General features: G+C 67.2%; 17 protein-coding genes. 11 read left to right on the top strand and 6 right to left on the bottom strand.

Annotated features, from left to right (window positions below; all coding sequences use genetic code 11):
* Positions 1–4 precede the first annotated feature (4 nt).
* A complete protein-coding gene (locus LAQ74_RS10140; protein ID WP_224332435.1) occupies positions 5–604 on the bottom strand; it encodes a J domain-containing protein in 600 nt (199 codons plus the stop codon).
* Positions 605–677: 73 nt separating this feature from the next.
* Between LAQ74_RS10140 and LAQ74_RS10135 the strand changes: the two genes are divergently transcribed.
* On the top strand, positions 678–926 hold the full coding sequence (locus tag LAQ74_RS10135; RefSeq protein WP_224332434.1) for a DUF8075 family protein: 249 nt from the start codon (positions 678–680) through the stop codon (positions 924–926).
* A gap of 51 nt (positions 927–977) precedes the next feature.
* Here LAQ74_RS10135 and LAQ74_RS10130 read toward each other — a convergent pair whose 3' ends face one another.
* Positions 978–1,241 (bottom strand): MTH865 family protein, encoded by a 264-nt coding sequence (locus LAQ74_RS10130; RefSeq protein WP_224332433.1) that lies wholly within the window; start codon positions 1,239–1,241, stop codon positions 978–980.
* A gap of 124 nt (positions 1,242–1,365) precedes the next feature.
* On the opposite strand from LAQ74_RS10130, the gene LAQ74_RS10125 reads away from it, so the two are divergent.
* Together LAQ74_RS10125 and LAQ74_RS10120 are read left to right on the top strand one after the other, a co-directional pair.
* Complete coding sequence (locus LAQ74_RS10125) at positions 1,366–2,412, top strand: M42 family metallopeptidase (RefSeq protein ID WP_224332432.1); 1,047 nt, start codon at positions 1,366–1,368, stop codon at positions 2,410–2,412.
* A gap of 228 nt (positions 2,413–2,640) precedes the next feature.
* Complete coding sequence (locus tag LAQ74_RS10120) at positions 2,641–3,312, top strand: plastocyanin/azurin family copper-binding protein (RefSeq protein WP_224332431.1); 672 nt, start codon at positions 2,641–2,643, stop codon at positions 3,310–3,312.
* Between the two features lie 51 nt (positions 3,313–3,363).
* Here the strand turns inward: LAQ74_RS10120 and LAQ74_RS10115 are convergent, their stop codons facing one another.
* Together LAQ74_RS10115 and LAQ74_RS10110 are read right to left on the bottom strand one after the other, a co-directional pair.
* A complete protein-coding gene (locus tag LAQ74_RS10115) occupies positions 3,364–4,422 on the bottom strand; it encodes a glycosyltransferase (RefSeq protein WP_224332430.1) in 1,059 nt (352 codons plus the stop codon).
* A gap of 81 nt (positions 4,423–4,503) precedes the next feature.
* Complete coding sequence (locus LAQ74_RS10110; protein WP_224332429.1) at positions 4,504–7,863, bottom strand: hypothetical protein; 3,360 nt, start codon at positions 7,861–7,863, stop codon at positions 4,504–4,506.
* Between the two features lie 262 nt (positions 7,864–8,125).
* Here LAQ74_RS10110 and LAQ74_RS10105 point away from each other — a divergent pair, with 262 nt between their 5' ends.
* The 6 genes from LAQ74_RS10105 (at position 8,126) to LAQ74_RS10080 (ending at position 14,895) form a co-directional block, all read left to right on the top strand.
* Positions 8,126–9,964, top strand: coding sequence for a S9 family peptidase (locus LAQ74_RS10105; protein WP_224332428.1), 1,839 nt, complete (start codon positions 8,126–8,128; stop codon positions 9,962–9,964).
* A 118-nt stretch (positions 9,965–10,082) separates the two neighbouring features.
* Positions 10,083–10,502, top strand: coding sequence for a cobalamin B12-binding domain-containing protein (locus LAQ74_RS10100; protein WP_224332427.1), 420 nt, complete (start codon positions 10,083–10,085; stop codon positions 10,500–10,502).
* Positions 10,499–11,584, top strand: coding sequence for a methylmalonyl Co-A mutase-associated GTPase MeaB (gene meaB / locus LAQ74_RS10095; protein WP_224332426.1), 1,086 nt, complete (start codon positions 10,499–10,501; stop codon positions 11,582–11,584). The genes LAQ74_RS10100 and meaB overlap by 4 nt, the downstream gene beginning before the upstream one ends.
* Positions 11,585–11,665: 81 nt before the next feature.
* The gene (locus tag LAQ74_RS10090; RefSeq protein WP_224332425.1) at positions 11,666–12,574 is read left to right on the top strand and encodes a glycosyltransferase family protein; all 909 of its coding nucleotides are present in this window, start codon (positions 11,666–11,668) and stop codon (positions 12,572–12,574) included.
* Between the two features lie 53 nt (positions 12,575–12,627).
* On the top strand, positions 12,628–13,557 hold the full coding sequence (locus tag LAQ74_RS10085; protein WP_224332424.1) for an alpha/beta fold hydrolase: 930 nt from the start codon (positions 12,628–12,630) through the stop codon (positions 13,555–13,557).
* Between the two features lie 207 nt (positions 13,558–13,764).
* A complete protein-coding gene (locus LAQ74_RS10080; RefSeq protein WP_224332423.1) occupies positions 13,765–14,895 on the top strand; it encodes a bactofilin family protein in 1,131 nt (376 codons plus the stop codon).
* A gap of 64 nt (positions 14,896–14,959) precedes the next feature.
* Here LAQ74_RS10080 and LAQ74_RS10075 read toward each other — a convergent pair whose 3' ends face one another.
* The gene (locus LAQ74_RS10075) at positions 14,960–15,334 is read right to left on the bottom strand and encodes a Zn-ribbon domain-containing OB-fold protein (protein WP_224332422.1); all 375 of its coding nucleotides are present in this window, start codon (positions 15,332–15,334) and stop codon (positions 14,960–14,962) included.
* On the bottom strand, positions 15,334–16,500 hold the full coding sequence (locus LAQ74_RS10070) for a thiolase domain-containing protein (RefSeq protein ID WP_224332421.1): 1,167 nt from the start codon (positions 16,498–16,500) through the stop codon (positions 15,334–15,336). Before LAQ74_RS10070 ends, LAQ74_RS10075 begins: the two co-directional genes overlap by 1 nt.
* A 176-nt stretch (positions 16,501–16,676) precedes the next feature.
* On the opposite strand from LAQ74_RS10070, the gene LAQ74_RS10065 reads away from it, so the two are divergent.
* Both LAQ74_RS10065 and LAQ74_RS10060 read left to right on the top strand, forming a co-directional pair.
* Entirely contained in the window at positions 16,677–17,984 is a 1,308-nt protein-coding gene (locus LAQ74_RS10065; protein ID WP_224332420.1) for a M28 family peptidase, read from the top strand.
* Positions 17,985–18,084: 100 nt separating this feature from the next.
* Positions 18,085–18,798 (top strand): NAD(+)/NADH kinase, encoded by a 714-nt coding sequence (locus LAQ74_RS10060; RefSeq protein WP_224332419.1) that lies wholly within the window; start codon positions 18,085–18,087, stop codon positions 18,796–18,798.
* Positions 18,799–18,847: the final 49 nt, after the last annotated feature.

Here is an 18,847-nt window from a genome sequence, read left to right as displayed (position 1 = left end):
GCGCTCACGCCTCGGCGTGGTCTCTCGCGGTCGTGTACGCCTCGCGGACGCGCTTGAACTCCGCCTCGTTTCCGCCGTGGTCGGGATGGGCGTGTTTCACCCGCGAGCGGTACGCCGCCTTCACGTCGTCAGCGCTGGCTGTCGCTGGGAGACCGAGGCGCTCGAACGCCTCGGCGATGGGGTTGTCGAGGTCGACCAGTTCGGGCTCGAATTCCGGTACCTCGAACGGGAGTCGTCGACCGAGTTGCGCGCCCGGCATCTCGTGTTCGCAGAGGACGGCGTACGTCCCGGCGCGTTCGATGCGGAAGTACGCCTGTGCGTCGAACGTGATGGCGACGTTCCGGGAAGGGAGGTAGAACGCCACCGTCTGGCCGTGGACGGGATGATCCTCGGCGAACGGTTCACCGATGGCGTCGAGATACTCGCGAATCTCGGTTCGTCGGCGAGCGGTTCCGTCGATCTTTGCACTCTCGTCGACGGGGGCCGTCGGGAACAGTCGGTCGCCGACGACGAACACGCCGGTGGCGAGCACCGAGGCCACCGCTCCGAAGAAGAGGCCGACGAGCAGCCACGGGGGAAACAGAGCGAGCCACTCCGAAAGCACAGTCGCTGTTGGACCCGAGCGATTAAGAATCGCTCGCCCCGGAAGCTTTCTCCACCACGGTCGTAGTGACGCTGTGCCAATCGTTCGATTCGAGGCCGCGGACAGTCCGGAACGAACCCAAATCGGCGAAGGACTCACGCGTCCTGCGGTCGAAGCCGGTCGGTTGGAAACCGGCCGCGCGGAGGGGAAGTACTTCCTCAGACACGACGACGGCTGTGCGGTCTGCGGGCGTATCATCGAGACCGGAGAGACGTTCTATCTCGACTCCAATGCGGGCGAGGTGCTCTGTGAGGAACACGGCCGGGAACGTCGCGGCGGGTGAGCGCGTCACGCGTCGCTGCTCGTGGGGAGAAAATCCGAAGAAATCCGGGGCTTAGAGCATCCCTTCGGCGCGCAGGCCGTCCATCACGTCGTCGACGAGGCTGTCGGCGTCGTCGTACGGGAAGTCCTGGTGGCTCCCGAGTTTCGCCGCCATCTCCATCGCGGTGAAGCTCACGTCGCCCGCCTCGAAGCGCGTGCCCGGTCCGTTAGGGAGCGCGGGTACGAGGTCCATCTGGTTACTGACGGGGTAGTCTGCGCCCTCGAACGCTTCCTGTAGCTGCGCGCGGAGTTCCGCTTCGACGGATTCGTCTGCCATGGCTATCCATGGTTGTATCCGGCGCAAAAACGTTCCGGAACCATGATGAACGCGTTGTGAGTTGTTCCCCGGCGCCGACCGCCGGGATCCGTGTGCTTTTCCCCCGGGTCGGTCACTTCTCCGCATGGATTTCGAATTCGAACTTCTTCGCGAACTGACGGAAGCGAGCGGCGTGCCCGGCTACGAGGACCGAATTCGGGAGGTCGTCCGCCGCGAACTCGAAGCGAGCACCGACCGCGTCACGTCGGATGCGATGGGTAACGTCGTCGGCACGATAGACGGAGAAAGCGACTACAGCGTCGCCATCGCGGCTCACATGGACGAAATCGGCTTCATGGTCCGACACATCACCGACGAGGGCTTCCTCCAACTCGACCCCCTCGGCGGGTTCGACGCGCGCGTTCTCCGCGCACAGCGCGTGAAGGTACACACCGAGTCCGGTGACCTGCCGGGTGCCATCGGCTCCGTACCGCCGCACACGCTCTCGGATGAACAGCGCGAGAAGACGGACAAAGTCGAAGACGTCCACGTCGACCTCGGTCGCTCCGGCGACGCCGTCCGCGAGCACGTCTCCCGGGGCGACCTCGTGACGATGGACCAGACGACGGTCGAACTCGGCGACCACGTGACCGGGAAGGCGCTCGACGACCGCATCTGCCTGTTCGCGATGCTGGAGGCGGCGCGACGCATCGAGAACCCCGCCGTGACGATTCACTTCGCGGCGACGGTGCAGGAGGAGGTCGGTATCCGCGGGGCGACGGCGCTCGGCGGCGACGTCGACCCGGATTTGGCCGTCGCGCTCGACGTGACCGTCGCCAACGACGTGCCGGGGTTCGACGAGGGGGAGCACGTCACCGAACTCGGCGAGGGGACGGCGATTAAGTTGAAGGATTCGAGCGTCATCACGAATCCGAAAGTGCACCGTCGGCTCCGCTCGGTCGCCGAGGACGAAGAGATTCCGTACCAACTGGAGATTCTGCCCGCGGGCGGTACCGACACCGCCGGGTTCCAGAACACTCACGGCGCGAAGCCGGTCGGCGCGCTCTCGATACCGACGCGCTACCTCCACACGGTCACCGAGAGCGCACACGCCGACGACGTGTCGGCGACCATCGACCTCCTGACGGCGTTTCTGGAGACGGAGACGGGCGAGCACGACTACACGCTCTGAACGCACCGCTCGACGAGTCCGTCCGAGGGCTCGCATTCGGGTTGGCGAACAGGCGGCCGCGACGGTGTCACTCGCGTATCCGCGGTCGGTCGGCCGCACACCCGCCTCGTTCGACCGCGGCAGTTCTCAGCGCACGGTCGCGATGGTCGCGTCTCCGTATATGAATCTCCGCACGTCGGGCAGGTCCGAACCAAAGTATTCACTACCGCCCGTTTCCAACTCGACTCCATGAGCAAGGACGCTATCTCGCGGCGCACGTTCCTCCGGGCGACGGCCGGTGCGACCGCGACCGCGGTGGGCGCGACGACGGCGGCCGCCCAGGAGGACGGCAACGGGACGTCCGGAAACGACTCCTCGGGCAACGAGACGGCCGGTAACGAGTCCGCCGGAAACGAATCGTCCGGCAACGAATCCGGGGGTAACGAGTCGTCGGGCAACGAGTCCGCTGGCGGGTCCGACGGCGGCGGTGGCGGCACCGAGACCGTCACGGTCGGTGCCGGAAGCGACGGGCTCTCCTTCGACCCCGAAGAGCTCACCATCGAACCGGGGACGACTGTCGTCTTCGAGTGGGCCTCGAACGGGCACAACGTCGTTCCGAACGAGGGCGACTGGGGCGAGACCGAGATTTACGACGAGGGCCACACCTACGAGCACACCTTCGAGGAGGAGGCGGAGTACGAGTACGTCTGCGAACCGCACGAGAGCGCCGGGATGGTCGGCACTATCGAAGTCGTCGAGGGCGGCGGTAGCGACGGTGGCGGCGAGGGCGGCGGCGGCTCCAGCGTGCCGTCGGTTCCCAACAGCGCCAAATCCATCGGCGTCGCGTCGACGTTCTCGATGATCGCGACACTCGGTCTCGGCTACTTCTTCATCAAGTACGGCGGCGACTACGAGTCGTAGACGACTGTCGGGCTCGCCGCGGTCGCTTTTCTCGACCGTCGACGTTCGAACTCAGAACAGTCCGTAGTTCGCGACGACCCGCTCGTAGCAGTCGACGTAGCGGTCGAGCACGTCGGTACAGTCGTATCGGTCGAACGCCTCGTCGTGCGTCCAGTGGTCGAACGCGCCCGCGTCGGCGATGCGCTCGGCTATCTCCTGCGGACTGGTCGCAAGCGACCCGCGCTCGCGGCCCTCGACGAGTTCGTGCGCGCTCGACCCGACCTGGTACTCCACGACGCTGACGCATCCGCAGGCGAGCGCCCACAGCAGGTTTCGCGCGAACGGTTCGCGCTCGGCGGTCTGGACGAACACGTGCGCGCCCTTGAGCACCGAGACGAGTTCGGCGTCCGAGAGCGCGCCGAGAAACGTCACTCGGTCGTCGATGCGGAGGTCGCGTGCGGTCCGCTCGGCGCGGTCGCGCTCGGGACCGTCACCGACGATTGCGGCCGACCAATCCCTGTCGCGCAGTTCCGCCAACGAGAGCAGAAACGACTCGACGTTGGCGTGCTCGTCGAGGTGACGGGCGTAGACGATCTGCGCGCGTTCGTCGGCGTCCACCGTCGCGAGCAGCGACGTGTCGATGCACTCCGGAACGAGGTCGATGTCGTCCTCGGACGCGCCGTACTCTCTGACCTGCGTCTTCACCGTCTGCGACGGGGCGACGACGAGGTCGGCGCGTTTGGCAGCGCGGCGGTAGCCCGACCGGGGGTTCGCTGGGTCGTCGTCCCACCAGTCGACGAGAACGGGCGTCCGGAGGAGTCGTCCGGCCGTCTTCGAGGCGGTGACGTGTTTCGGCGGACTGTTCACCGCGTGAATCACGTCCGCGCCGACCTTCCGGAGCGCGAACGGGAGCTTCGAGGCGAACCCGCGCGCGGCGGGTTCGTCCGTCACCCGACGGTAGCTGATTCCTTCGTGTTCGAACTCGGGGACGTCGCCGCCCCACCACTGCGCGCAGAGGATAACGGCCTCGTGGCCGTGGTCCAACAGATACCGTACGGTTCGTCGCGTTCGTCGAGTCACCGCCGTCTCCTCGTGATGCGTCGTGAGCATCGAGACGAACGCGACACGCATACGAACCGGAATGTCGGGGGGTGATAAAAATCCATGCGATTCGAGAAATCAGCGCCGACCGGCGCTGACGAAACGAGACCCTCAGCGTCGGCCGTCGCGTCGCAACGCCAAGAGTGGGAGTGCAATCAACATCGCCCACGGCAGCGCACCGACGAAGCCACCCGCCGTGCTCGTGAGAAGTTCGACGGTAGTGGTTTCGGTAGTTTCTGTCTCTGTCGTCGCCTCTGTAGTTTCGGTCGTCTCCGTCGGCGATTCCGTCTCGGTAGTCGTCTCGGTAGCGGTCTCCGTTTCGGTAGTGGTCGACGTCTCGGTTTCCGTCTCCGTAGTCGTCTCAGTCCCCTCCTCGGGACACGGCTGGAGTTCGTAGAACTCATACCCCTCTTCGCTGTAGACGTAGATGAACGCGCCGTTGTCCGGTCGCTCTCCTCTGAAGTCGACGTACTGGACGTCGTCGTAGAAGACGTCGTCCTCGACGGTCACGGAGTCGCCGGCCTCGACGAGCACCTCTCGTTCGACGGGCAGTCTGTCGGTGCTGGCGAACTCGACTCTGTAGGTGACGAGCACGTCCACCGGGTTGTCGTTGGTCAGCACGTACACGCCGCACTCGGGGTTCGTCACGTCCATGCCGAAGGCGCAGGCGGTCCCTTCGAGCGTCTCACCCTCGTCCTTTCCGTTGATCGGGACGGTCTCACCGGACTCGCGCTCGGCTTCGACGTTGATGAATATCTCCACCTCGGGGTCGTAACCGATGTACGGGTCCGTCACGACTCGCTCCTCACCGGGGTCGAGCGTGATGGTTCGCGGTTCGAGTTCCGGGTTCTGGTAGCCCGGGTACGGGTCGTAGGTGACGACGACGGGGAACGGGTTCGGGTTGACGAACCGTATCTGCTCGCAGTCGAGCGACTCCGCGGTTATCGACTGAACCTCGGGTTCGGGCGTCTCGGTGGGCGTCTCGGTCGTTGGCGTTTCCGTGGGTGTCTCAGTCGGCGTCTCGGTCCCCTGTGAGCACGATTCGACTTGGACGAACTCCTCGCCGGAGGGGTCGAGCACTAGGATGAACGCGCCGTTGTCGACGCGCTCGCCGCGGGCGTAGACTTGTATGTCGTCGCTCTCTGCGGAGAGTTCCGAGTCGTCGGCCGTCACCGACTCTCCCGCCTCGACCAGCACGCTCCGCGTGACTCTCGAATCGCTGTCGCCGTCGACCTCGATGTCGTACGTGACGCGCACGTCGAACGGGTTCTCGTTGGTGAGCGTGAACTGACCACACTCGTCGGAGACGATCTCCATCGTCGCGCCGCAGATCAACCCGACGATGACCGACCGGTCCTCGCCGTTGACCGGGACCGCGCCGCCCGCCTCGGTGTCGCGCTCCGCGGTTATCGAGATGAACTGCTCGCTCTCGGGTTCGTAGCCGATATACGGGTCGGTCACGATTCGTTCCTCATTCGGCCCGAGCGTGATGGTCTTCGGCTCCAACTCCTCGACGCCGTAGTTGTCGTCGAGGTAGAGGTCGTAGGTGACAACCACCGGGAACGGGTTCGGGTTGACGAACCGTATCTGCTCGCACTCCAGGGCTTCGGCGGTTATCGACTGAACCTCGGGTTCGGGCGTCTCGGTCGGCGTATCCTTCGGTTTCTCGGTCGGCGTGTCCTTCGGTTTCTCGGTCGGCGTGTCCTTCGGTTTCTCCGCCGGTTTCTCGGTCGGCGTATCCTTCAGCTTCTCGGTCGGTGTGTCCTTCGGTTTCTCGGTCGGCGTATCCTTCGGCTTCTCGGTCGGCGTGTCCTTCGGTTCCTCCGTCGGCGACTCCGACGGCTTCGGCGGCCGTTCGACCTCGCAGGTACCCTCGATGAGGTACGCCGCGCCCGCGCCAGGTTCGTTGCTGTCGGCGTACGGCGCGCCGACGAGGAGGTCTATCCTGTCGTCGCCGCTGAGGTCACCCGCGCCAGCGACGGCGAAGCCCGCCCTGTCGTTCGGACCCGCACCGCGGAACGTCGCGTTCGCGTCCGCGAGGCTCTGCGGCCCGGAGAGGGCCTCGCCGCCGTAGACGAGGTACGCCGCGCCCGCGTTCGAGCCGTTCGTCCCGTTGCGCGGCGCGCCGACGAGCACGTCGTCGAACTCGTCGCAGTTCTCGTCGACGGAACCCGCGCCGGAGACGGCCCACCCGGCCTGATCACCGTCGCCGACGCCGTAGAGCGTCGCGTTCGCGTCGGCGAGCGAGCGCGTCGCCGGTGAGGTGCCGTCCCACTCGCCGCCGAAGACGACGTACGCCGCACCCGCGTTCGTTCCGTTCGTGTCGTTGCCGGGTGCGCCGACGAGCACGTCGCCGAATCCGTCGTCGTTCACGTCGCCCGCGTCGGAGACGGCGAACCCGGCGTTGTCGTCCGCGCCGACTCCGGCGAGTTTCAGCGTCGCGTCGGCGAGTGAGCGCTCGCCCGTCTCGTTCGCGTCCGTGACGACGTACGCCGCACCCGCGTTCGAGGCCGAACTGTTGTTGCCGCGCGCGCCGACGACGAAGTCGACTCGGCTGTCGTTGTCGACGTCGCCCGCTGTCGACAGCGACCAGCCGGCCCGGTCTTTCTCGCCCTCGCCGGCGTAGCTGGCGTTGGCCGTCGTCGCGTTCTCGAACGCGCCCGCACCGAAGGCGGCCGAGTCGAACAGGTACGCCGCGCCCGAGTCGTTGCCGACGCTGTCGTTGTACGGTGCGCCGACGAGCACCGACGTCGCGTTCGTCGCGTTCGCGTACTCGTCGCTCCCGTTGCCGAGCACCGCCAACGAGTGACCGAACTCGTCGCCGGCGTCTACGCCCACGACGGTGGCGTCCGCGTCGCCCAGCGAGACGACGCCTGAGCGGTTCTCCGAGCCTAACAGGAGGTAGACCGCCCCTGCACTCCCGTTTGCTCCGGGTGCACCGACGAGCACGTCGCTTAGCCCGTCGCCGTCGACGTCGCCCGCGGCGACGCTCGACCCGGCGAGGTCGCCGGCTTCGACGCCGACGAAGGTGGCGTTCGCCTCCGAGACGTTCAGACGGTCGGTTTCGACGGGTCCGTAGAAGAGGTAGACCGCACCGGCGTCGGTGCCGACGTCCGACGTGCCGTTCGTCGCGTTGCCGCGGTCGGCGCGCGGCGCGCTGACGAGCACGTCGCCCTCGCCGTCGCCGTTCACGTCGCCGGCGGGGACGACGCGCCAGCCTGTGCGGTCGGTGGCGTTCTGCCCGAAGAACGTCGTGTTCGCCGTCGAGAGGTTCCGTTCGCCCTCGGCGGGTCCACCGAGCGGGTCGTTCGTCTGCGGTGCGTCCGTCGAACCCGTTACTGTCGTCTCGGGTGTCTGTGTCCCGAGTGCGGCGAACGGGCCCACGCCCGAGTATATCGCTCCGACGAGAAGGACGAGGACAACCGCTCCTACGGCGTACCCCGACACTCGTCGCTGCCGGGTAGTGCTCATTGAACCCTGGAGGGTACGTGACGGCTTTGTTATTGGTTAACAAATCAGGGGAAACGCTGCCGTGAGCGGTCCAACACACCGGGCCGACACCCGACACGGTAGCTGAGTGTCAGTCCGAAACGCCGGGATTGTGAGACGTTCGGTTACATTGTCTCTATATTTTTCGCGGAGTGTCGTTCAGGTCGACGTACTGAATCGGAAACGTCGCGTTACCGCTCTCCGCGAAGCGAACGGTTTTGGTACGAGCCCGAAACACCGAGATATGGAGACGTACGACATCGAACGGTACCTCAACGTCCGGAGCGCCGGTGGCGGGTCGTTCGGCCCCGGAGACACCTTCGAGGGACGGCGCGAGCGCGTCGCCTTCCTGATGGACACGACGGGCACCTCGCAGGTGTGGAGCGTCGGCGCACCCGGCGAGTGGCCCGAACAGCACACCTTTTTCGAAGAGCGCGTCACCTTCGTCTCGTGGTCGCCGGAGCGTCCCGAACTCGTCTTCGGGATGGACGAGGGCGGCAACGAGCGCCAACAGCTCTACCTGCTGAACGTCGCCAACGGTCGGATTACGGAGCTCACCGCGATGCCCGAAGCCAAGCACCGCTGGGGTGGGTGGAGCCACGACGGCGAGCGGTTCGCCTTTACGTCGAACCGCCGCGACGAGTCCGTCTTCGACGTCTACGTTCAGGGCCGCGACGAAGTCGGCGACGACGCGACGCTCGTCCACGAGGGCAGCGGCTGGCTCAACGTCGGCGGCTGGTCGCCCGACGACAGTCGACTCGTCGTCCACGAAGCGTACTCGAACTTCGACATGGACGTCTCCGTGTTGGACCTCGAAACCGGCGAACTGGAGCACGTGACGCCGCACGAGGGCACCGTTCGCTATACGAGCGTCGAGTGGGCTCCCGACGGCGAGAGCCTCTATCTCGTCACCGACCGCGACAGCGATACGCTCGATTTAGCTCGATTGGACCTCGAAACCCGGGAGTTCAGCGTCGTCGTCGCGGACGAGGAGTGGAACATCGACGGTGTCGCCATCGACGACGAGACGGGACGAATCGTCTACTCGCGCAACGTCGACGGCTACACCGAACTCTCCGTCGGCACCCTCGACGGTCCCGACACCGTCGACCCGCTTCCGGACCCCGACCTGCCGAAGGGCGTCGCCGGCGGCGTGAGTTTCGGCCCCGACGCCGAGCGGTTCGCCATCACGGCGACGCGGAGCACCGACAACACGAACGTCCACGTCGTCGACGTCCGGACGGGCGAGACCGAGCGGTGGACCCGCGCCGCGACGGCGGGCATCCCCCGCGACACGTTTATCGAACCCGAACTCGTCCACTACCCGACGTTCGACGGCCGCGAGATTCCGGCGTTCTTCTCGCTGCCCGAACGCGCCGGTGACGAGTCGAAGACGCCCGTCGTCGTCGACATCCACGGCGGCCCCGAGTCGCAGCGCCGCCCGTCGTTCAACGGCGTCAAGCAGTTCCTGCTCAACCACGGCTACGCCGTCTTCGAGCCGAACGTCCGCGGCTCTGCGGGCTATGGGAAGGCGTACGGCCACCTCGACGACGTGGAGAAGCGGATGGACTCGGTGAAGGACATCGAGGCGGCCGTGGAGTGGCTCCACGACCACCCCTCGGTCGACCCCGACCGAATCGTCGCCATGGGCGGCTCCTACGGCGGGTTCATGGCGCTCGCGTCGGTGACCGAGTACCCCGAACTGTGGGCCGCCGCCGTCGACATCGTCGGCATCGCGAACTTCGTCACCTTCCTCGAAAACACCGGCGAGTGGCGACGTGAACTCCGCGAGGCCGAGTACGGCAGCCTCGAAACGGATAGGGAGTTCCTCGAATCCATCTCGCCCATCAACCAGATCGAAGCGATTCAAACACCGTTGTTCGTCCTCCACGGCGAGAACGATCCGCGCGTCCCCGTCGGCGAAGCCCACCAGATAGTCGAGCAGGCACGCGAACAGGGCGTCCCGGTGCGCGAACTCATCTTCGAGGACGAGGGTCACGGTTTCTCGAAGCTCGAAAACCGAAAGACCGCGTACGCCGCAATCGTGGAGTTCCTCGACGAGCACGTCGGGACGAGGGACTGAGCAGCGGTAGCGTCGAACGAACTCCCCGCGTCAGCGGTCAGGATCACGGCCGGGTCAGCCGCTCGAACTGTCCCGAATATCCGTTAGAGTCAAAGCGGCGGATAGCGAATCTGACCCCATGAGCGCAGACGCAGACCAGAGAGCGATTCGGTGTCTCGTGGCCAAGGTCGGACTCGACGGCCACGACCGCGGGGCGCACGTCATCGCTCGCGCTTTCCGCGACGCCGGATTCGAGGTCATCTACTCGGGACTCCACCGCGCGCCGGACGAGATCGTCCAGGCCGCAGTGCAGGAGGACGTCGACGTGCTCGGCATCTCCATCCTCTCGGGGGCGCACAACACGCTCGTCCCGAAGGTCGTCGACGGCCTGAAGGAGTACGGCGCGTTCGAGGACACGCTCATCCTCGTCGGCGGCATCGTCCCCGACGACGACAAGAAGAAGCTAAAGGAGATGGGCGTCGCCGAGGTGTTCGGTCCGGGGACGCCGATGGCCGACACCATCGAGTTCGTCCGGAACAACGCTCCCGACCGCGCATGAGTCGGGCCGAAGAGACGGACCTCGTCGACCGCCTCCTCGACGGCGACCATCGCGCGCTCGCGCGGACCATCACGAAGATAGAGAACCGGTCGCCGGGCTATCGCGAACTGGTCTCCGCGCTGCACGAACACACCGGCGAGGCCGAGGTAATCGGCATCACGGGCAGTCCGGGCGCGGGCAAGTCGACGCTCGTCGACAAACTGGCGAAGACTTACCGCGACAGAGGCGAAACCGTCGGCATCATCGCCGTCGACCCCTCCTCGCCGTACACCGGCGGCTCGGTTCTCGGCGACCGCATCCGCATGGCCTCGAACGTCGGCGACATGGACGTGTTCTTCCGGTCGATGAGCGCCCGCGGGACACTCGGCGGCCTCTCGACGGCCACCGGCGACGCCGTCAAAGCGCTCGACGCGTTCGGCAAGGACAAAATCATCGTCGAGACGGTCGGCGCGGGCCAGAACGAAATCGACGTCGTTCGGACCGCCGACACCGTCGTCGTGCTCGTCCAACCGGGCAGCGGCGACGACGTACAGATGCTCAAAGCAGGGATTTTAGAGATCGGCGACGTGTTCGTCGTCAACAAAGCCGACATGAGCGGCGCGTCGAAAACCGTCGCCGACCTCGAAGAGATGATTCACCTCCAGGGCGACCCGACGGCGAACCTCGACTTGGGTCACCACGGCGCGGGAGGCGGGTTCGAGAAACCCGACGTCGCCGACAGTCCCGACGAGAGCGAGAAGAACGGTGAGGGAGGCGACGGCGAGGAGGGGTGGACCGCGGACGTCGTCGAGACCGTCGCCACCTCGGGTGACGGCATCGACGAACTCATCGAGACGCTCGCGGAACACCGCGAGTACCTCGAACGCTCGGGCCGTCTCACCGAGAAGGCCCGGACGCGCTACGCCGAGGAGATTCGGACGCTCCTGCGCGAGGACACCGGCTCGCTGCTGGAGAGCGAAATCGACCGCCGCGGCGGCATGGAGTCGTTCGTCGACGCCGTCGTCGCCCGGAAGACGGACCCGTACACCGTCGCCGACGAGTTGGTCGAACCGCTGCGAGAGTGTCTCGACGGCGACGACTGAGTTCGGTCCGCCTCGTCTCGACCGAACGGGAACCCCCCGCGACACTCGACTTTTTGTTCCTCTTCGATGCAGGTTCGGACGATGGCGAGTGTCATCCTGCCGACGACGACGTGGACCGACTCCTGCGAGTCGCTCGCCGCCCAACTCGGCTCCGACGACGAACTGCTCGTCGTCTGCGACCGGCCGACCGACCCGGTAGCGAGCCACGACCCGCCGTCCGGCGTCCGCATCCTCGTCGCGGGCGACCCGGTCCGCTGTTCGGCGAAGGCCAACGCGCTGGCGTACGCGCTCGAACGCATCGACCGGGAGCAGGAGCGAATCGTCCTGACTGACGACGACGTGCCGCGCGACGACGAGTGGTTAGCGCGGATGAAGTCACTCGGCGAGGAGCACGGCGCGGTATCGGCGCTCCCGGCGTTCGTCGGCGACGGCTGGTGGCGACCGTTCGAACCGTTTCTCCTGTTCGTCGTCACGCTCGCGGTGTGGGTGGCGAACGCGCCGTGGGGCGGCGGGGTCACGTTCCGGCGCGACCAACTGGACCTCGACGCGTACGTCGCCGAACTGCGCCGCACCGTCAGCGACGACAGCCTGCTGTGGGAGCATCTCGGCGACGAGGTGACGACGCTCCGTTCGGAACTGACGCTCGTCCCCGTCGAGGGGGATCCGAGGACGGTCCACGACCGACTGGTCCGCTTCGTCAAAATCGTCACCGTCCCCAATCCGAGGGAAAGAGCCGTCGCGTTCGTCTCCGTCTCGCTGGTCGGACTGTTCTGCCTCCTCGCGCCCGTCGTCGCCGCCGCGACGCTGACCGTCGCGTCGTACCTCACCTACCGGTTCTTCGGCGTCGACCGCTCGACGTGGCTGTTGGCGTACCCGTCGGCGCTGCTCGTTTCGGCGGTGTTTTGCTACGCGCTCGTCGTGCCGACGTTCCGGTGGGGCGGCCGCCGCTACCGGTGGCGCTCGACGTTCGACGTGACCGTCACCGACTGAGTTCGGCGCGAAACGGGCGTAGCTATCAAGTCTCTCGCCCTCGTCGCTTTCGTATGAAACTCCGACGAGCTATCGGCGGTGCCGCGCTCGGTATCGGCGCAGTCGCGGCCGCGAACCGGATGCTCACGCAGGGTGCTGGCGAACTCGAACCGGCGCTCATCGGCGAACAGCGCACGTACCGCTGGCGCGGGATGAACGTCGCCTACACCGAGGCGGGCGACCCCGACGACCAGGACCTCGTGCTCCTGCACGGCATCAACGCCGCCGGCTCCGGCGGCGAGTTCCGCGAGATCTTCACCGAGCTCGCCTCGGAGTACCACGTCGTCGCGCCCGACCTGCCGGGGTTCGGCCGCTCCGACCGGCCGCCGCTTCGCTACTCCGCGGCGCTGTACGAGGACTTCGTCACCGACTTCCTCGGCGAGTTCGACGAACCGGCGGTGCTGGCGTCGTCGCTCACCGCGTCGTACGTTGCCGCCGCGGTCCGCGACGCCGACGTGTCGCAGTTGATTCTCGTCTGTCCGACGACGAAGGCCGGGCCGCAACCGAAGCAGGCGCTTCGGGAACTGTTCCGCGCGCCGCTCGTAGGTACTGCGGCGTACAACCTCATCACCTCGCGTCGCTCGCTGCGCCACTTCAGCGCCGACCACGGCTACTACGACACCTCGAACCTCTCCGACGAGTGGGTCGACTACCAGTGGCGCACGACTCACCAGAAGAACGCCCGCTTCGCGCCCGCCTCGTTCGTTAGTGGCTATCTCAACTCGGATATCGACCTCGGCGAGACGCTCGCGGACCTCGACGTGCCCGTGACGCTCGTCTGGGGCCGCGAGGCCGACGTGACGCCGCTTTCGGACGGCCGGACGCTCGCCGACGAGGCCGACGCCCGACTCGTCGTCTTCGACGACGCGATGCTGTTGCCGCACGTCGAACACCCCGAATCGTTCCTCCGGACGGTTCGCGAGGAACTCGCCGAGACGGCGTAACCGTCCCCGGACGTGCGTCCGGTCGAGTCAGTTCGGCCACCCTGCTGTTTTGCTCCGTTCGACAGCGGTACGAGAACGATGCAGATGTGATGGAGACGTGATGGAAACGTTCGAAACACCTCTCGTGACGCTCACAGACGCTCTACTGTCCACATAGGCGGCAACTGACCGCAGTTACTTGTAGGATACCGTTCATTATCTCCCTCGATGAGACGAGACGCTCGGTCGGTGGTGGCGGTCATTCTCGTGGCAGTTGTCGCGCTGGCGGCCGTCCCCGGTGTCGCCACGGCGGTCACCCGCTCCGGCGAGACGGTCGTCGTCGCCGAGAACGAGACAGTCGACGAACTCAGCGCGTTCGGCGGGTCGGTCGTCGTGCGCGGGACGGTGAACGGAACCGTATCCGCACTCGCCGGAGACGTGTACGTCGCCGACACCGGTCGCGTCGGCGGCGACGTCGCCGGCGCGGCGGGGAGCGTCCGAATCGCCGGCGTCGTCGACGGTGACGTCGCCGGTGGCGCCGGTAGTCTCACGCTCGCCGAGGGGTCGACCGTCGGCGGCGACGTCGCTGTCGGAACTGGGAGTCTCATCGTCGCTGAGGGAGCGACGGTCGGCGGCGACCTGAGCGCGGGAGCGCGAACGGCGACCGTCGACGGCACCGTACAGGGCGACGCCGAAATCGGTGCGGACGAGATCACTCTCGGTTCGACGGCCGTCATCGAAGGTGACCTCACCTACGACGGGTCGCTCGACCGAGCCGACGGTGCGGTCGTCGGTGGCACGGTCGAACGCGACGACGACCTCGCGACCGCCGCGCCAGCGGGGACCGACGGACCGCTCGTTCCCGGGTGGGTCTCGGTCGTCTACGGCCTGCTCATGAATCTACTGTTGGGTGCCGTCCTGCTCTTCGTCTTCCCCTCGTTCTCCCAGCGCGTGGTGCTCGAATCCGCGCGGAACCCCGGTCTGTCCGCCGGTGTGGGCGTCCTCTCTCTGGTCGTCGTGCCGCTGGCGCTGCTGTTGCTCGTCCTGACGCTCGTCGGCATCCCGCTGGCGCTCGTCGGGTCGGTGCTGTTCGGCCTGCTCGTCTGGGTCGGCGGGGTGTACGGCCGATTCGCCGTCGGTGCCGTGCTTCTGGCCTACACCGACAGGGAAGGCGAGTGGGCGGCGCTCCTCGTCGGCGTCGTCGTCGTCGCACTCGCGGTGCAGATTCCGTTCCTCGGCTGGGTGGTGAATCTCGCGGTCGGACTCGTCGGCCTCGGCGCAGTCCTGCTCGCGCTCACCTCGGGGTATCGGCGTCGACGGGCCGAGCGACGCACGACTGCGGTCGGTGCCGTGTCGTAGTGTCGGAGTACACGTGTGTCGAACCCGAGCCCTCGAAAACTCTCGAACGGTCGACCGCTGCCGACTACCGCGGCCGGAAGACGACGACTGGTTGGCCGGTCGTCTCGCTCTCCTCGATACCGACACCGACTGACGTGCCGACGTCGAGGTCGTCGAACTCGACGCCCCGAACCACGCCGGTGAGACGCACCGGACCGAAGTCGACGACGGCCGTCGCGTAGGGCGTGTCGTCGGCGAACGACGGGGAGGCGACGTGGACGACGCTGAACGTTTCTATCGTCCCTGACTCGGGCAGCGGTTTTTCGGTCAACTCCAGTGCGCCGCAGTGCGGACAGGTGCGCCGCGGCGGCAACGAGCCGTGACCCTCCGGGCATTCGAGGTAGGTGCCCTCGCCCGCGTCGATGGCGTCGATCCACTCGTCGTAGCCGGAGTCCGCCATCAGTTCACCACCTCCAGCACGTGGACGACGGCGCTGGCGACGGTTCCGCCCGCGTTGTGCGTCAGGCCGATTTCGGCGTCGGCGACGGCGTCGCTGTTCGGGTGGTCGCCGCGGAGCAGTCGCGTCATCTCGACGAGTTGGCTGCCGCCCGTCGCGCCGACGGGGTGGCCTTTCGCCTTCAATCCACCCGAGAGGTTGACGGGTCGATCGCCGTCGCGAGTGGTCTCGCCGCGACGGGCAGCGCCGATGGCCGCTCCGGGTTCGTAGAAGCCGACGGATTCGAGCGCGAGCACCTCGGCGATGGTGAAGCAGTCGTGGACCTCCGCCACCTCGATATCCTCGGGGCTACGGCCCGCGTCGGCGTACGCCTCGTCGGCGGCCTTCGTCGCCGCCGGGGTCTGCGCGAGGTGCGCGCGGTCCTGCAGCGCCATCTTGTCGCCGCCCTGTCCGCTGCCGGTGATGGCGACGGGCGCGTCGACGTCGTGTTCCTCGGCGTACTCCTCGCTGACGAGGACGAGCGCGCTCGCGCCGTCGGTGATGGGACAGGCGTCGAACAGGTGCAGCGGTTCGGCGACCGGCGGACTGTCGAGCGCGTCCTCGACGGTTACCTCGCGTTGGTACTGCGCGTACTCGTTGTTCACGGCGTTGTGGTGGTTCTTGGCGGCGATGTGCGCGAGGTCCTCGCGACTGCCGCCGTACTGCGAGAAGTACGCCTGCGCCATCAGCGCGTACGCGCCGGGGAAGGTGATGCCCGCGCGGACCTCGTACAGTTCGTCGGCGGCGATGGCGAGCGACTCCGTCACCCCCGCCGTCTCCAGGTTCGTCATCCGCTCCATTCCGCCGACGAGCACCACGTCGTTCTCGCCGTTTCGGATGCTCTTGAGGCCCTGCCGTGCGGCGACGCCCGCGGAGGCACACGCCTGCTCGTACCGCGTCGCCGGACAGGAGAGGCCGGCAGCCTCGGCGACGAGCGGTCCCTGGTGAGCCTGGCGTTCCGCGAGCGCGCCCATGAAGTTCCCGTAGTGGAGCGCTTCGACGTCCTCGCGGGGGACGCCCGAGTCCTCTCTCGCGGCGAGTGCGGCCTCCGCGAACAGGTCCCGGCCGGTTCGGTCGGGGTGGCGGCCGAAGTGCGTGAGTCCGACTCCGGCGACTCGTACGGCAGTCATACACGAACGTAGATGATGTTCGGGTAAAGACCTGCCGAATCCCGGGCCTGCTTCCGGTTTTGCACCCCGTGATAGGTCCGGTTGAGCGACAAATCGACGGAGACGACGGACACGACGAACCGGAGAGCCACTACGGGGACCCCAACTGTTACCGCACCACCGGGCCACGCGAGAGCATGGCAGACAATCGCTGGATTGGCGAGACGTTCACGAGCGACGTCGGATGGAACCACCTCGAAACCCTCGTCGACATCGGCAACCGGATGGCCGGCAGTCCGGGCGAGCGCGAGGCGATGAAACGCACTCGCGACGCGCTGAGCGATATCGGCGCGCGCGACGCCCGCATCGACGAGTTCGAGATTCAGGGCTGGGTGCGCAGCGACAGCGCCATCGAGGCGGGCGACACCACGCAGGACTGTATCGCGCTGCCCCGCAGTCCATCCGAGGGCGCGACGGGCGAACTCGTCGACCTCGGCTCCGGCCTCCCCGAGGATTTCGAGACCGACCTCGACGACAAAGTCGTGATGGTCTCCTCGACGGTGCCGGATCACTACGACCGCTTCATCCACCGCCGCGAGAAGTACTACTACGCCGTCGAGGCGGGCGCGGCCGCGTTCGTCTTCAAGAACCACGTCGAGGGGTGTCTCCCCCCGACCGGCAGCGTCGGCACGCCCGACTCGCCAATCGGCGATATTCCTGCCGTCGGCGTGAGCGCCGAGGTCGGCGCGCGCCTCACCCGCCGGTTCGAGGGTGAGACCGTCTCGGTCAGCGTCGACTGCCAAACACCGAAGGCGACGAGCGGCAACGTCCACGCCGTCGTCGGTCCCGACACGGACGAGGAGGTTCTCGTCACCAGCCACCTTGACGCCCACGATATCGCCGAAGGGGCCGCCGACAACGGGACGGGCACCGCGATGGTGGTCGAACTCGCGCGCATCCTCGCCGGCCGGGAGGACGAACTCGATACGCGAATCCGGTTCGTCCCCTTCGGTGCGGAGGAAGTCGGACTCGTCGGCTCCGCCCACGAGGCGGAACGCGCCGACTTCGAGTCGATACGGGCCATCGTGAACTTCGACGGCGTCGCCAACGGGCGGACGCTCAGTTTCTACACACACGACTTCGACGAACTCGAAGCGGCCGCCGAGGGCGTCGGCGAGCGCTTCGGCCACTCGGTGAGTGTCGTCCCCGAGCAACTGCCGCACTCCGACCACTGGCCGTTCGTCCAGTGGGGGGTCCCCGGCTACATGGTCGGTAGCGAGACGCAAGGCCGCGGCCGCGGTTGGGGCCACACCTACGCCGACACGCTCGACAAACTCGAACTGCGGACGTTCCGTGAACAGGCGGTGTTGCTCGCGGAGCTCGTCGTTGACCTCGCCGACGCCGACACCGAAATCGCGCACAAATCGCCCGAGGATATCGCCGCCCGACTCGAAGCCGAGGGTCACGCCCCGGGGATGAAGATAACCGGCGACTGGCCGTACTGAGCGGTCGGCGTCGAACTGGGGGCGACGAGGCAGACGGACGGAACGCCCGCCGCTACCGAACCGCGCAGACTTTTAGCCGCTGGCGAGCAACACACGAACAATGAGTGAAGCGCGCGAGGACACGGCGACGGCAGTTTCGCTCCGCGGTGACGACGACGGCCGGGTCGAGCGAGCGCTTCACACTAACGGCTTCTCGCTCGCCGACGCGGCGGAGGCGGCGTTCGTCGTCGCCGTCGGCGAGCGCGCGTTCGTCGACGCCGTTCGCGGACGCTCGGGGCGCCCGATTCTCCCCGTCGGCGTCGGCGGACCGCACGCGGTTCCACCCTCGGGTGCCGACGCTGCGTTCGCCGCGCTTCGCGGGAGCGACCGACTGCGAACCGTCGAACATCCGCTGCTCTCGGTCGACGTCGACGGAGACCACGTCGCCGACGCCGTCTTCGACGCGATGCTGGTGACGAGCGAACCGGCGCGCATCTCCGAGTACGCCGTCGGCGTCGGCGACGACCCTCTCGACGCGTTCCGGGCCGACGGCGTCGTCGTCGCGACGCCGCTTGGCAGTTCTGGCTACGCGCGAGCGGCGGGCGGACCGGTCGTCACCCCCGGCGCGGGCGTCGCCGTCGTCCCCGTCTCGCCGTTCTCGACGCGCTGGGACACGTGGGTGGTCGACGGCTCGGTCTCGCTGTCGGTCGAACGCGACGAGGGCCCCGTCTCGCTCGTCGTCGACGGCGCGCGGACGACTGCCGTCGGCCCACACGCCCCCGTGACTGTCGAGTGCGACGCCAGCGTGACGCTGCTGCGCCCGCCGCGGGCGTGACGAGAACTCCGGTCTCTCGCTGCGGCGACGCTCCGCTCCGAGTCGACCG

The sequence above is a fragment of the Haloprofundus halobius genome (genome assembly GCF_020097835.1).
Lineage (GTDB): Archaea > Halobacteriota > Halobacteria > Halobacteriales > Haloferacaceae > Haloprofundus > Haloprofundus halobius.
This window is presented reverse-complemented; position numbering and strand designations above follow the sequence as displayed.